Raw genomic sequence first — 14,080 nt, 5'->3', positions numbered from 1 at the left:
ATTTTGCTCACGGGTTCCTCGCGAGTCGCGAACAGACGAGAGCCTCATCCCCCACCGCTCTCGTTCGCCCGGTGTCATCGCGACGCCGGCTTTCGTCGACCCCCACCACGGCGTTCGCTCGCGCCGTGCGAGAGGCCCATGATCTCTTCGCGCTACCCTGCCGCGCACCCGCATCGCCGTGCGGTGGCGCGGGACCGGCGTTCCCCGCTGCGGCGCTGGACGTCGAGCGTGGCGGCGGTGACGGCGGCGGCGGCCCTCGTGGCCGGACTGACCGCGGCCCCGACGGGGGCGGCCGCCGGGGCGACGGCGGCGACGCCCACTCCCGCCCCGACGTCCGCGTCACCGGCCACCGCGTCCCCGGCACCCACCGCGTCCCCGACGCCCACGGCCTCCTCGACACCCACCGCGTCCCCCGCGGCGACAGCGCAAGCGACTCCCCCTGCCCCCACCGCGCCGACGCAGACGGCGACCCCCGCCCCGACGGCCTCCGCGAGCGCGACCCCGGCTCCCGCTCCGACGGCCAGTCCAGCGACGCCGTCGACCCGTTCGTCGGTCACCGGCGTCGGCATCCTGGCAGCGGGGGTCCCGGAGAACCCCGCGGAGGTGTGGGGTGAGAACTTCGACGGCGTCGCCGCCAACTCGGCATCCTCCGTCACCGACTTCCCCACCCGTCGCTACACGACCGTGGGGTGGAATGCGGGTACCAACTGCACGGGCGTCCTGCTGAACTTCGGTGCCCCCTACCCGAACTCGAGCTTCTGCCCGAGCCAGGCCCTGCTCAACATCCCGGTCTCGTCGGGCTCCGCCCGCGAGGTGCGCCGTCTGGCCGACGTCCTCGGCCAGGTCGCCGCCGGGTCGTCGGGCGGGTCCGCCGCGAACGCCCCCGCCAACTCGTCCACGGCGGCGACCCGGGCGAATGTCGCGCTCGTCAACCTGCCCTACTCGGGCACCGGAACGGGTAACACCACCGTCCTGCAAGCGGCGTCCGGTATCGGCATCACCTCCAGCACCTCCCGCTATTACGCGATGCGCATGGACGTGGCGGCCGCGCCGTGCGGCAGCAACCCGCCGTCCCTGTCCCTGGCCCTCGTCTCGGGTGGGACCTCCGTGCTGAACGCCTATTCGTCGCCCGTCCTGCCGTGCAGCGCGGTCGGCGCCGGCTTCTACACCTCGAACGATCAGGCCCGGCTCAACCTGCTCGACCCCGCCATCAGCACCTCCGTCCGCGCCGCCCGATACGTCGGCAACACCGCCGCGCTCCTCACCCCCGCGCAGATCTCCGGGGCTCAGGTGCGTCTGACGAACACCGCCACCGGCGCCGGTAGCGGGTTCGGCGTCGACAATCTGCGCATCCTCGACGTCACCCCGAGCCTCGACTCGTCGTTCGCCCCGTCCACGGTGGCGGTCGGAACCCCGACGACCCTCACCTACACGGTCACCAACACCAGCGATCTCATCGCCAAGAACGACTGGTCCTTCACCAACACCCTGCCGACCGGCCTCACCGTGGCACCGACCCCGGCCGTCGGCGGCACCTGCACGAACGTCGCGGGCGCGGCATTCGCCGTCACCGCGGTCGCCGGAGCGAGCACCATCGCCGCCGTGGGGGGCGACCTCGCCGCCGGGACCTCCTCGTGCACGATCACGGTGAACGTCGTGGCATCCACCGACGGCACGGTCACGAACGGCCCCGCGAACGTGGCCACGGTGCTCGTCGCTCCCGAGGCGGCATCGCTCACCGTCGTTCCCGCCACCCGCCTCACGGTGCGCAAGAACCTCCCCGCCCGTCTCGCCTCGACCGACCAGTTCACCCTGTCGGTCCGCAGCGGCTCGACCGTCCTGGGCTCGGCCACCACCACCGGTACTGCGACGGGCGTGCAGCCCGCGCAGGTCTCGCGCCTGATCGTCGACGCCGGCGGGACCTACACGATCAACGAGGCACCGACGTCCGGCGCCGGTCTCGGCTACGCGAGCTCCTACGAGTGCGTCCGGGACGGCACGGTCATCGCTGTGGGATCGTCGCGCTCGGGTTCGCTGACGATGCCGAGCGACCCCGGCGCAGAGGTGGTGTGCACGTTCACGAACACCGTGCAGCAGGCGCGTCTGGCCTGCGACAACAGCCTGTTCTACGGCATCACGGCCGCCGGCGCCCTCATCCAGGGCGACAGCGCCTCGGGCGGTCAGGCGACCGTCGGCAGCTGGGCGAACACCACCGGCGCCAACGCCCTCGGCATCGGTGCCGGCGGAACCACGGCGTACGCGGTCAACAGATCGTCGGATGCCACGACCGTGCTGTCGATGCTCAAGTGGACGACCGCCGGGGGGTTCGAGACCCTGGCGAACACCGCTTACACGCCGGTCGGCGCGAACGGTGCGGCGGTGGGGGGCAGCATCGTGGCGGGCGCCGTGGATCTGGCGTCGGGACGTTACGTCTTCGGCAAGTTCGACGGCGGCGTGTTCTCGCTGTGGAGTTTCACCGAGTCCGCCCCGAGCGCCTCGCGATTCGCCTTCCTGGGTTCGTTCAACGCGGGCTCCGGCCCGAACGGCAACGGCGACATGGCATTCGATTCGCGCGGCAACCTGTACGTGCTCGGCGCCGCGGCCAACAACAGCGTCGCGATCTTCTCGGTCACGGCCGCGAACCTGGCCGCCGCGAACGGGGGGCTGCTCCCGGTGAGCACGTCGAACACCCGGATCCTGAATCCCGGGCTCGGCAACGTGAACGGCCTCGCCTTCTCGCCGCGCGGAACCGCCTACCTCTCCAACGCGACCACGACGTACGAGTACGACCAGACGACGTGGACCCGCATCCCCGGCTCGGCGGGCGTCGACTTCGCCTCCACCGACCTCGCCACGTGCAACTCCCCCGCGACGGTGTCTCTGCTGAAGAACGTCGTCGGTCGCGCCGCGGCCGCCGACCAGTTCCAGATCACCCTGTCGGACTCCAGCGGCACCGCGATCGGTTCCGCGACCACCTCCGGCGCCGCGACCGGGCGGCAGGCCGCGCAGGTCGGCCCGTTCCCCGTTCAGGTGGGCACCTCGCTCACGGTGTCCGAGGCGATGGCGAGCGGGTCGACGTCGACCATCGGCGCGTATACCGTCCGACTCGAGTGCTGGTCCGACGGCATCCGGGTCTCCGCCTCGAACACCACCAGCAGCGCGCTCACGATGCCCGACCGACTCGGCGCGAACGTGGTGTGCACGTTCTTCAACTCGCCGAGCCCGGTGACGACGGTGACGGTCACGAAGCTCGTCCTCGATCCCGCGACAGGCCGATCGGCTCCGGCGGCGGGGTGGAGCCTGGGTACCGCCGCCGCCGCGACGAGCGGCACCGCGACGGCGCTGCCCAGCGAAGCCCCGCGGCAGAACTCCGACGCGTCGGGCAACGCGGTGTGGACGGTGCTGTTCGGTTCGGCCACCTCGCAAGCCACCCTGACCATCTCGGAGGTGCAGCAGTCGCGCTTCTCGTTCGTGAGCGGGTCCTGCTCGGTCGGCGGGCAGAACAGAGCGATCACGTTCACCACCAGCGGTGGGGTGGTCAGCGGCACGCTGACCAACATCGGCCCCGGGACCACGGTCGCGTGCACGCTCACGAACCAGGCGGTCACCACTCTGACCCTCGTCAAAGCCGTCTCGTTCGGCTCCGCAGCGGCGACCGACTGGACCCTGACCGCCACCGCGCCCGCCGGTTCTCTGGCCGGGCCGACCGGCCGCACGGGAACCGCCGCCGTGACCGGTGTCGCGGTGTCGCCGGGGCGCGCGTACCGCCTGTCCGAGACCGGTACGGACGCCGCCTACGTGCAGGTCGGGACGTGGCGCTGCGTCGAATCGACCGGCACGGAGGTCGCCGTCACCGCCGCGAGCGACGTCACGCTGCGGACCGGAGCAGCGGTCACGTGCACTGTCACCAACGCCACGGCCACGATGACGCTGCTCAAGGACGTCGTGTCGCCCACCCCCGGCTTCGAACCCTCGACCTGGACCGTGACCGCCGCACCCACCGCGCTCAGCGGGGGGACCCTGCCCACGCAGAGCCGTGTCGGGGCGGCCTACGCCGCTGGGCAGAACGCCGCGAGCACCTTCGAGGTGCGTCCCGGTCACGGGTACACCCTGTCCGAGGCGCCCACCGTGTCGGGCACCCGACTGAGCTACCGGACCCTCCGCCTCGAGCGCCTCGACGGCGCGACGTGGACGACGGTGGACAGTCGCTCGGTCACCGCTCCCCCCGCCGGGCAGAACGTCGTCTACCGGTTCGTCAACGCCTCCGTCGTCGGGCCCGTCCTGCCTCTCACCGGCGGCGTGGGCGGCGACGCGTTCCTCATCGCCGGAGGCCTGCTCCTCGCCCTCGCCGTCGCGGGCGCCACGATCCACCGCAGACGCAAGGGAGGACGTGCTCCGACATGACCCCTCCCGTCGCGCGATGCCGCCGACCGCACCACTTCCTCATCCGCATCACTCACCACTCATCACTTCTCAAGGAGAGAACGCATGTCCATCCGTAAGAGAGCAGGCGCCGTTCTGAGCGTCCTCACGCTCGGCGCACTCGCCGCCGTCGGTGCCGTCGCACCGGCGTCAGCGGTGACGCTCCCGGGCAACATCGACTCGGCCGTCACCCGCACGCTGACCATCCATAAGCACGCGCTCGGTCCGTCGACCCCTCTGAACCCGTTCAGCACCGGCCAGCAGCTGGCGACTCCGCCGGCGGACCCGCTGGCCGGCGCCCAGTTCACCGCGACACTCGTCTCGGGTATCGACCTGACCACCGCGGCCGGTTGGACCCAGGCGGCGGCGCTGACGCCCGCCCAGGCGGCTCAGCGGGCGAACACCGTGAGCTTCGTGTCGACGGAGTCGAACACCGCGGGCGTCTCGACCTTCCCGGTCGATGCGGCGCAGTACCCCACGGGCATGCCCCTCGGCGTCTACCTCGTCACCGAGACGAAGCTGCCGCCCACGGCCACCAATCCGGCCGCACCGTTCCTGGTCACCCTCCCGACGCCCACCGGCGCCGCGGGCAGCCCGGCGAACCAGTGGATCTACGACGTCCACGTCTACCCGAAGAACGCCGTGACCCAGCTGACGAAGACACGCGTCCCGGCTCCCGCCGGCTCGATCGAGCAGCGCAACCCCGACCTCGTCCGCTGGGCGATCGCCTCGTCGATCCCGACCCTCGCGGCGGGTGACACGCTCGATGTCTTCACCCTGACGGACGCTCTGCCTGCCGAGCTCGCCTACCTCGACGCGACGACGACCCCGGCGGGCGTGACCCCGACCAACGTCGTCGTGGCCAACGCCGCGGGCACCGCTCAGACCTTCACGGCCGGTAGCGATTACACCGTCACGAACACCGCAGGCACGCTGACCCTCACGTTCACCCCGGCCGGTCTCGCCCGTCTGACCTCCCTCCAGGGCGGCACCGTCACCTTCAACGTGTTGACGCGCGCCACGGCGATCCCCGCCAACGGCGTCATCGTGAATACGGCATCGGCGAACGTCAACGGTGCGACCGAGACCGTCACGGGAAGCACGCCGATCGGTCAGCTCACCGTGTCGGCCTACACCACCTCGAACGGCACCCGCGTGCCTCTCGCCGGCGCCGTGTACCAGGTGTTCCTGACGGAACAGGATGCCATCAACGGGGCCAATCCGATCATCATCAACGGCGAGACCAACTGGACGACGGGCGCCGACGGCAACGTGATCATTCCGATCATCACCCCCGGCAACTACTACGTGCGCGAGATCACCCCGCCCAGCGGGTACCAGCTGCCCACTCCGTCGCAGGTGTCCACGACCGTGTCCCCCGGCCCCACCTCCACCACCGCGCCCGTGCGCAACTACGTGGAGTTCGCTCACAACCAGGTGCCCGCGTTCGCCCTGCCCCTCACCGGTGGTGACGGCGGCCTGTGGTTCGGCGTCGGCGGTGCGGCCCTGCTGACGGCGATGATCGGCTCCGCGCTCGTGGTCGCGCGTCGGCGCGCCCGCGGCGCTCAGGCTGCGGTCTGAGGGACGATCGCCAGGTGAACAGGGGGGCGGTGCCGCGGCAGGCCGTGGCGTCGTCCCCCTCCCCGGAGGGGAGGTCCGACGACAGGACCTCCCCTCCGTCGTTGCGCCGGGACCGGCGGCGCCCGCGATGGCGCCTCTCGGCGGTCTCGCTCCTCCTGGCCGTCGGTGCCCTCGTCGGTGTCGCTCTCCTGATGTATCCGACGGTGGCGGCGTGGTTCACCCAGTACGCCCAGTCGCAGACCATCGACGACTACTCCGACCAGATCAGGGATCTGGGAGCGCAGACGCTCGCCGACACCCTCGACAGAGCGCGCGAATACAACACCGGGCTCGTCGACGGCGGAGCGGAGATCGCCGCCAACGAGCGACTCCCCCTCGCCAACGCCCCCGACCAGACCAGCGCGTATGCGGAACAGCTCCGCGCCGACGCAGCCGGACTGATGGCGCGTCTGAAGATCCCCGCCATCTCGGTCGACCTGCCCGTCTATCACGGCACGAGCGAAGAGGTGCTCTACGAGGGGGTCGGCCACCTGGAGGGCACGGCCCTCCCCGTCGGCGGCGAGACCACGCACTCCGTGCTCACCGCCCACCGCGGCCTCGCGACCGCCGAGCTCTTCACCCATCTCGACAGGGTGCGTCTCGACGACGAGATCACCATCGAGGTCTTCGGAGAGGTCCTCGCCTACCGCGTCGTCGACACCCGTGTCGTCGAGCCGCAGGACACCGAGTCGCTCGTCCCCGTCGTCGGACGCGATCTCGTCACCCTGGTCACCTGTACGCCGCTGGGCGTCAACAGCCACCGGATCCTCGTGACCGGTGAGCGGATCATCCCCACGCCCCAGGCCGACCTCGACGGCGCCGGCGCACGACCCGACATCCCCACGTTCCCGTGGTGGATCCTCGTCCTCACGGCCGCGCTCATCGCCGCGGGAGCCTATGTGTGGTGGGCGGGGCGTCCCGCCCGGCCGAAGCGCGTCGATGAGTCCCCCTCGCGGGCGCACCGACGCACGGCCTCGGCCCGGGGTCGGTGACGCGCACGGGCGCGCACCGAGATCGGCGCGCGCCCGTGCGGATCAGACGTTCAGCGCCCGAAACCCTCGCTGATGATCTCGATGAGCTCCTCGCGCTCCTCGACCGGCAGGAAGGCGCCGGCCGCAGCGTTCAGCTGGAACGCCTCGAGGTCGTCGAGGTCGTACTCGAAGGCCTGCGCCAGCAGTCCGAGCTCGCGCGTCAGCGTGGTCGCGCTCATGAGGCGGTTGTCGACGTTCACCGTGACCGAGAAATCGAGCTGGTAGAGCAGGTCGAACGGGTGCGCGTCCAGGGTGTCGCCCCAGGCGGTGACGGCGCCGGACTGCAGGTTCGACGTCGGCGAGAGCTCGAGGGTGATCTCGCGGTCGCGGACCCAGCGCGCGAGGTCGCCGAAGGTGACCTGCACCTCTTCGCCCTCGCGCGACACGACGTCGAGGTCGTTGGCGACGCGCACGCCGTGACCGAGGCGCAGGGCCCGGCCGTCGATGAGGGCGGAGCGGATGGATGCCAGGCCCGCCCCCTCCCCCGCGTGCACCGTCGTGGGGAAGAACTGCTCGGCGAGGTAGTCGAACGCCGCGCGGTGGCGGCTGGGCAGGAATCCGTCCTCGGCGCCGGCGAGATCGAAGCCGACGACCCCGCGCCCGCGCCAGGCGACGGCGAGCTCGGCGATGTCGCGGGAGTTGTCGGCGTGCCGCATCGCGGTGAGCAGCTGGCCGACGCGGATGTCGTGTCCGCGGGCGTCCGCGGCATCCTCACCTTCTTCGATGCCCTCCTGCACGGCGTCGACGACCTCGTCAAGGCTGAGGCCGCCGGTCAGGTGCTGCTCGGGGGCCCACCGCACCTCGCCGTAGACGACGCCGTCGGCGGCGAGGTCCTCGACGAACTCCTTCGCCACGCGGACGAGCCCCTCACGCGTCTGCATGACGCCGACGGTGACGTCGAACTTCTCGAGGTAGTCCTCGAGCGAGCCGCCGTCGATGTGGTCCGAGAACCACGCCTCGAGGCCCTTCGCGTCGTCCGCGGGCAGGTCGAGGCCGACCTCGTCCGCGAGCTCGAGCACCGTCGCGGGACGGAGTCCCCCGTCGAGGTGGTCGTGCAGCGACACCTTCGGCAGCTCGCGGACCTTGCGGCCCCGGACCCGGAACTCTTCGGTGGCCATGGTGCTCCTCTTTCCGGCAGCCATCACGCGGTGATGCGTTCGCGCACGATCGGGGATGCCGCGGGCGCGGTGTCGCCGATCTCCCAGGCCCCTTCGACGGCGCCGAGGGCGCGGTCGAAACGCGACTCGTCGTCGGCCGAGAGGGTGAACAGCGGCTGGCCGGCGCTGACCGACTGACCGACCGTGACGTGCAGGTCGATGCCCGCCGCGTGCACGACGGCATCCTCGGCCCGCGCGCGACCGGCGCCCAGGCGCCACGCACCGATGCCGAACGGCAGAGCCTCCACGCGCGTCACCACGCCGGAGCGGTCGGCGACGACGGTGTGCGTCTCGCGCGGGGTCGGCAGGGCGGCATCCGGGTCTCCGTCCTGGGCGCGGATCATGCGCTTCCAGACGTCCATCGCCCGCCCGTCCGAGAGGGCGGCCTCGATGTCGGCGTCGGGCTGACCGGCGAGCGTCAGCATCTCGCGCGCCAGGGCGACGGTGAGCTCGACCACGTCGGCGGGGCCGCCGCCGGCCAGGACCTCGACCGATTCGCGCACCTCGTTGGCGTTGCCGATGGCCAGGCCCAGCGGGGTGTTCATGTCGGTGAGCAGCGCCGTGGTGTTGACGCCCGAGTCCGTGCCGAGCGCGACCATCGTCTCGGCCAGCTCGCGCGCGCGGTCGATGTCCTGCATGAAGGCGCCGGAGCCGAACTTCACGTCGAGCACGAGCGAGTCGGTGCCCTCGGCGATCTTCTTCGACATGATGCTCGAGGCGATCAGCGGGATGGCCTCGACCGTGCCCGTGACGTCCCGCAGCGCGTAGAGCTTCTTGTCGGCCGGGGCCAGGCCCGTGCCCGCGGCGCAGATGACGGCGCCGACGTCGCGCAGCTGCGCCATGATCTCGTCGTTCGAGAGAGCGGCGCGCCACCCCGGGATCGACTCGAGCTTGTCGAGGGTGCCGCCGGTGTGCCCGAGCCCACGGCCCGAGAGCTGCGGCACCGCCACACCGAACACGGCGACCAGCGGGGCGAGCGGCAGGGTGATCTTGTCGCCCACGCCGCCCGTCGAGTGCTTGTCGACGGTGACCTTGCCCAGCGACGAGAAGTCCATGCGCTCGCCCGACGCGATCATGGCGTCGGTGAGGACGCGGATCTGGTCCCGGCCGAGGCCGTTCAACAGGACCGCCATCGTGAACGCCGACATCTGCGCGTCCATGACGTAGCCGCGCGTGTAGGCGTCGACCAGCCAGCGGATCTCGCCCTCGGTGATCGGTCGGCCGTCGCGCTGAGCGCGGATGATGTCGACGGCGTCGTACTGCTCGGCGCTCATCGGGCCGCCTCCTCGAGGTCGCGCGGGCCGAAGGCGTCGGGCAGCACCTCGTCGATGGTCCGGATGCCGCTGACGGTCTCGAGCAGCATCCCGGGGATCGCGTGCTCGAACAGCAACTGCCGGCAGCGGCCGCACGGCATGAGCGTGCGGCCCTCGCCGTCGACGCACACGAAGGCGACCAGCTGGCCGCCCCCGCTCATGTGCAGGTCGGACACGAGCCCGCACTCGGCGCACAGCGTCACGCCGTACGAGGCGTTCTCGACGTTGCACCCCGAGACGATGCGCCCGTCGGCGACGAGCGCCGCGGCGCCCACCTTGAAACGGGAGTAGGGCGCGTAGGCGCGGTGCATGGCATCCGTGGCGGCGACGCGGAGTTCGTCCCAGTCGATGTCGGTCATCGTGAAGTGCAGGGTCCTCTCGTGAAGGGGTAGGGGGTCAGCCCTTGATGTAGGGCTTTCCGGCGGCCGCGGGGCCCCGGATCTGACCCGCGAAGCCGGCCACCGCGATGATGGTCACGACGTAGGGCAGCATGAGCATGAACTCGCTGGGGATGGGGGTGCGCAGCACGGTCAGCAGGTTCTGCAGGTTGGTCGCGAAACCGAACAGCAGGGCCGCGAGCGTCGCACGGATCGGGTCCCACCGACCGAAGATGACCGCCGCGAGGGCGATGAAGCCGAGGCCCGCCGTCATCTCTTTGGTGAACTGCCCCACCGAGACGAGCGTGAAGTACGCGCCGCCGATACCGGCGATGGCGCCGGCGAGCGAGACGTTCCAGAACCGGCTCGAGTTGACCTTGATGCCGACGGTGTCGGCGGCCTGCGGGTGCTCGCCGACGGCGCGCAGGCGCAGGCCCCAGCGGGTGCGGTAGAGCCCCCACGCCACGACGGCGACGACGGCGTACATCAGATAGACGATGAAGGTCTGGTTGAACAGCACCGGTCCGATGATCGGGATGTCGCCGAGCAGCGGGATCTCCCACCGGGGGAAGCGCTCCGGGCGGTTCATGATGTCCTCGTTCGGCACGAGCAGGGCGCCGTAGAGGAAGCCGGTCAGACCGGTCACGAGCACGTTGAGCACGACACCGACGATCACCTGGTCGACCAGGTACTTGATCGAGAACGCCGCGAGCACGAAGGCCACGAGCACGCCGCCCACCATCGCCGCGATGAGCCCCAGGAAGGGGTTGCGGGTGAGGGATGCCACGAGTGCGGCGCTGAACGCCCCGAACAGGAACTGCCCCTCGATGGCGACGTTGACGACACCGACGCGTTCGCCGATCACGCCGCCGAGCGCGCCGAAGATCAGCGGGACCGAGAGCGACAGCGCACCGAACAGCAGACCCGTGACCGGCACGAGGCCGTCGGCCGCGGCCCAGACGAGGAACGCGAACACCGCCAGCGCGCCGAAGGCGATCGGCAGCCACAGCGGGGTGCGGCGGTAGCTCACCGCGTCCCAAACCGACCAGGCGGTCAGCAGCACGAGCACGACGAGCACGCCCCAGCTGGTCGCGGCGGTGGGAACGCCCACGCTGCCGAGGTCGATGTTCGAGGCCGGGTCGCCGAGGCGGAAGGTGCTCTGGCCGTCGCGCGGCACGAGGGCGAAAAGCAGGGCGAGCAGCACGGTCACGACCGCGAGGCTCACCGCCAGCTTGATGTGGCGCACGCGCACCGTGGTCAGCTGGATCGCGTCATCCGCGAGATGCGTCGCGGTCATGCCGCCACCGCCTTCTTGGCCGCCTTGGCCCGGTCCTTGGCCGCGCGCTCGGCCTCGCTCTTGGGGAGGAAGAAGATCGTGCGCACCAGGGGCGGAGCCGCGATGAACAGCACGATGAGGGCCTGCACGACGAGCACGATGTCGACGGGGATGCCCTGCGACGCCTGCATCGTGAACGAGCCCGACTTCAGGGCGCCGAACAGGATGCCGGCGGCGAACACGCCCCACGGACGGCTGCGTCCGAGCAGCGCCACGGTGATGGCGTCGAAGCCGATGCCCGCGTCGATGAGTCCGTCGAAGCCGGTGGTGACCGATCCCTGGATCTGGTTCATGCCGGCCAGACCCGCCAGCCCACCCGCGAAGAGCATCGCGTAGACGTACATGCGAGGTACCGAGATGCCCGCCGCGCGCGCCGCGTGGGGGTTCTCGCCCACCGCGCGGAGGCGGAAGCCGAGGCTCGAGCGCTCCATGAGCCACCACACGAAGACGGTGGCCGCCACGACGAAGACGAAGCCCAGGTCGAGCAGCGGGAACTGGGGACCGAACAGCTCGGGGAACTGCGCGTTCGCGGGAGTGGCCGACGAGATCGGCTGGTCGCCGGCAGGACGCTGCAGCAGACCCGGGGTGCGCACCATCCACGTCACCAGGTAGTAGGCGACGTAGTTGAGCATGATCGTCAGGATGACCTCGTGCGCGCCGGTGCGCGCCTTCAGCAGACCGACGATCCCGCCCCAGAGGGCACCGCCGGCGATACCGACGATGAGGGTCAGCGGCAGCTGGATGATCATCGGCAGGTCGAGGTTGAACGTGATCAGGCCGGCGAAGGCACAGGCGACGAGGATCTGACCGCGTCCACCGATGTTGAACAGGCCCACCCGGAACGCCAGCGCCACACCGAGGCCGGCCGCGATGAGCGGAGCCGCGAAGCCCAGGGTATTGGTGAGGGGCCGGATCTGCGCCCCGAAGTCCGACACGCGGGAGTTGAAGATCGCCCCGCGGAAGAGGGCCTCGTATCCGCCGTAGACGGAGTTCCACACGGCGGCCAGCATGTCGCCGGGACGCGCGAAGAAGTACCCCGCCGTCACGCGCACCTGGTCGTTCGTGGCGGCCATGAGGATGCCGCCGACGATCATCGCCGCGACGACCGCCAGAACCGTGGTGATCCACGACGAGCGCAGCAGCTCCGTGAGGAACTGGTTGGTGCGCGGGGGCGCGGGGGTCTCGGCCGGGGCGTGACCGGTCAGCGGCCCCGACGCGCCGGGCAGCTGCTCGGGCGGCAGGCCGGAATCCCCGGTCGCGCCCGTGCTCGGGATGTGGCCGCTCACGCTGTCTCCTCCGCGGGCTGCTCGCCCGCCATCATGAGCCCGAGCACCTCGCGCGGGGTGTCCCCCGGCACGATGCCCACGATGCCGCCGCGGTACATGACCGCGATGCGGTCGCCGAGGGCGGCGATCTCGTCGAGCTCGGTCGACACGACGATGACGGGCACTCCGGCATCGCGCGCGGCGACGATCTGCTTGTGGATGAATTCGATCGAGCCGACGTCGACGCCACGGGTGGGCTGGGCGGCGACGAACAGCTTCAGCGGGCGGCTCATCTCGCGGGCGATGACGACCTTCTGCTGATTACCGCCCGAGAGGGTGCCGACGGGGGTGGATGCCGACTGCGTACGGATGTCGTACTCGGTGATGCGCTCGCGCGCGAAGGCGCCCAGCGCGGCCCGCTTGATCGTGCCGCCCGACACGAAGGCGGAGTCCGACGACCGGTCGAGGATGAGGTTCTCGGCGACCGAGAAAGCCCCGACCAGTCCGTCCTCTTTGCGGTCCTCGGGCACGAAGCCCACGCCCGCGTCGAGGATGGCGCGCACACTCTTGCCGACCAGGTCGGTGCCGTCGAGGTCGACGGTGCCGGTGACGCCGTCGGCCAGGCCGACGATGGCCTCGACGAGCTCGGTCTGCCCGTTGCCCTGGACGCCCGCGATCGCGACGATCTCGCCCGGGCGCACGTCGAGGTCGACGTCGTCGACGACCACCGCTCCCTCGGGGGTTACCACGCGCAGGTTGCGGATGGACAGACCGCCGGATGCCGCCGCCTTCGGCGCATCCTTGACGACGGTGAGCTCGACGGCGCGGCCGACCATGAGCGAGGCGAGTTCGCCGTTGCTCGCGGTGGGCTCGGCCTGGCCGACGATCTTGCCCAGGCGCACGACCGTGATGCGGTCGGCGACCTCGCGCACCTCGCGGAGCTTGTGCGTAATGAAGACGATCGACGTGCCCTCGTCGCGCAGCTGGCGCATGATGCCCATGAGCTCGTCGGTCTCTTGCGGGGTGAGGACGGCGGTGGGCTCGTCGAAGACGAGCACCTTGGCGTCGCGCGAGAGCGCCTTGATGATCTCGACGCGCTGCTGCACGCCCACCGGCAGGTCGCCGACGAGGGCGTCGGGGTCGACCTCGAACCCGAAGCGCTGCGCGACGTCGCGCACGTGCTTGCGGGCGGCGTTCAGGTCGAGCGCGCCCAGCGCCTTGGTGTTCTCGTGTCCGAGCATGACGTTCTCGGCGACGGTGAAGACGGGGATGAGCATGAAGTGCTGGTGCACCATGCCGATTCCCGCGGCCATGGCGTCGCCGGGGCCGCGGAAGCGCTGGACGGCGTCGTCCAGCAGGATCTCTCCCTCATCGGCCTGGTACAGGCCGTAGAGGACGTTCATGAGTGTGGATTTACCGGCACCGTTCTCTCCGAGGAGAGCGTGGATCTCGCCAGGCTGGACGACCAGATCGATGTGATCGTTCGCAACCAGGGACCCGAACCGCTTGGTGATGCCGCGGAGCTCGAGCTTCATGCTGTGCACCCTATTCGAAGACTT

General features: G+C 70.8%; 9 protein-coding genes. 3 read left to right on the top strand and 6 right to left on the bottom strand.

Translation table 11 applies throughout. The features are described 5' to 3' along the window. The first annotated feature begins 138 nt into the window (after positions 1-138). From DC432_RS00280 to DC432_RS00270, 3 genes are all read left to right on the top strand, one after another. Positions 139-4,404, top strand: a complete 4,266-nt coding sequence (locus tag DC432_RS00280; RefSeq protein ID WP_165801145.1) for a prealbumin-like fold domain-containing protein — start codon at positions 139-141, stop codon at positions 4,402-4,404. A gap of 84 nt (positions 4,405-4,488) precedes the next feature. Further along, positions 4,489-6,003, top strand: coding sequence for a SpaH/EbpB family LPXTG-anchored major pilin (locus DC432_RS00275; protein ID WP_116536183.1), 1,515 nt, complete (start codon positions 4,489-4,491; stop codon positions 6,001-6,003). 101 nt (positions 6,004-6,104) lie between these two features. Beyond that, a complete protein-coding gene (locus tag DC432_RS00270) occupies positions 6,105-7,034 on the top strand; it encodes a class C sortase (RefSeq protein WP_116536182.1) in 930 nt (309 codons plus the stop codon). Positions 7,035-7,084: 50 nt separating this feature from the next. Here DC432_RS00270 and DC432_RS00265 read toward each other — a convergent pair whose 3' ends face one another. The 6 genes from DC432_RS00265 to DC432_RS00240 are packed head-to-tail and all read right to left on the bottom strand — an operon-like array spanning position 7,085 to position 14,056. After that, positions 7,085-8,191 carry an adenosine deaminase gene (locus DC432_RS00265; RefSeq protein WP_116536181.1) on the bottom strand — a complete coding sequence of 369 codons (1,107 nt, stop codon included), beginning with the start codon at positions 8,189-8,191 and terminating at the stop codon, positions 7,085-7,087. Positions 8,192-8,214: 23 nt separating this feature from the next. Continuing rightward, positions 8,215-9,504 carry a thymidine phosphorylase gene (locus DC432_RS00260; RefSeq protein WP_116536180.1) on the bottom strand — a complete coding sequence of 430 codons (1,290 nt, stop codon included), beginning with the start codon at positions 9,502-9,504 and terminating at the stop codon, positions 8,215-8,217. Continuing rightward, positions 9,501-9,902, bottom strand: a complete 402-nt coding sequence (locus tag DC432_RS00255; protein WP_108320631.1) for a cytidine deaminase — start codon at positions 9,900-9,902, stop codon at positions 9,501-9,503. Before DC432_RS00255 ends, DC432_RS00260 begins: the two co-directional genes overlap by 4 nt. Positions 9,903-9,939: 37 nt before the next feature. Further along, positions 9,940-11,217: an ABC transporter permease gene (locus tag DC432_RS00250; RefSeq protein WP_108320630.1), complete on the bottom strand. Its 1,278-nt coding sequence runs from the start codon at positions 11,215-11,217 to the stop codon at positions 9,940-9,942. Further along, a complete protein-coding gene (locus tag DC432_RS00245) occupies positions 11,214-12,542 on the bottom strand; it encodes an ABC transporter permease (protein WP_243392962.1) in 1,329 nt (442 codons plus the stop codon). The genes DC432_RS00250 and DC432_RS00245 overlap by 4 nt, the downstream gene beginning before the upstream one ends. Then, positions 12,539-14,056: an ABC transporter ATP-binding protein gene (locus DC432_RS00240; RefSeq protein ID WP_116536179.1), complete on the bottom strand. Its 1,518-nt coding sequence runs from the start codon at positions 14,054-14,056 to the stop codon at positions 12,539-12,541. Before DC432_RS00240 ends, DC432_RS00245 begins: the two co-directional genes overlap by 4 nt. Positions 14,057-14,080 lie beyond the last annotated feature (24 nt).

It is taken from the genome of Microbacterium testaceum, from assembly GCF_003075375.1.
GTDB classification, from domain to species: Bacteria; Actinomycetota; Actinomycetes; order Actinomycetales; family Microbacteriaceae; genus Microbacterium; species Microbacterium testaceum_E.
This window is presented reverse-complemented; position numbering and strand designations above follow the sequence as displayed.

What these genes read in the sequence shown, in the direction of transcription:
- DC432_RS00280 (WP_165801145.1), top strand. Translation starts at nt 139, where the DNA reads ATGATCTCTTCGCGCTACCCTGCCGCGCACCCGCATCGCCGTGCGGTG.
- DC432_RS00275 (WP_116536183.1), top strand. Translation starts at nt 4,489, where the DNA reads ATGTCCATCCGTAAGAGAGCAGGCGCCGTTCTGAGCGTCCTCACGCTC.
- DC432_RS00265 (WP_116536181.1), bottom strand. Translation starts at nt 8,191, where the DNA reads ATGGCCACCGAAGAGTTCCGGGTCCGGGGCCGCAAGGTCCGCGAGCTG.
- DC432_RS00260 (WP_116536180.1), bottom strand. Translation starts at nt 9,504, where the DNA reads ATGAGCGCCGAGCAGTACGACGCCGTCGACATCATCCGCGCTCAGCGC.
- DC432_RS00255 (WP_108320631.1), bottom strand. Translation starts at nt 9,902, where the DNA reads ATGACCGACATCGACTGGGACGAACTCCGCGTCGCCGCCACGGATGCC.
- DC432_RS00250 (WP_108320630.1), bottom strand. Translation starts at nt 11,217, where the DNA reads ATGACCGCGACGCATCTCGCGGATGACGCGATCCAGCTGACCACGGTG.
- DC432_RS00240 (WP_116536179.1), bottom strand. Translation starts at nt 14,056, where the DNA reads ATGAAGCTCGAGCTCCGCGGCATCACCAAGCGGTTCGGGTCCCTGGTT.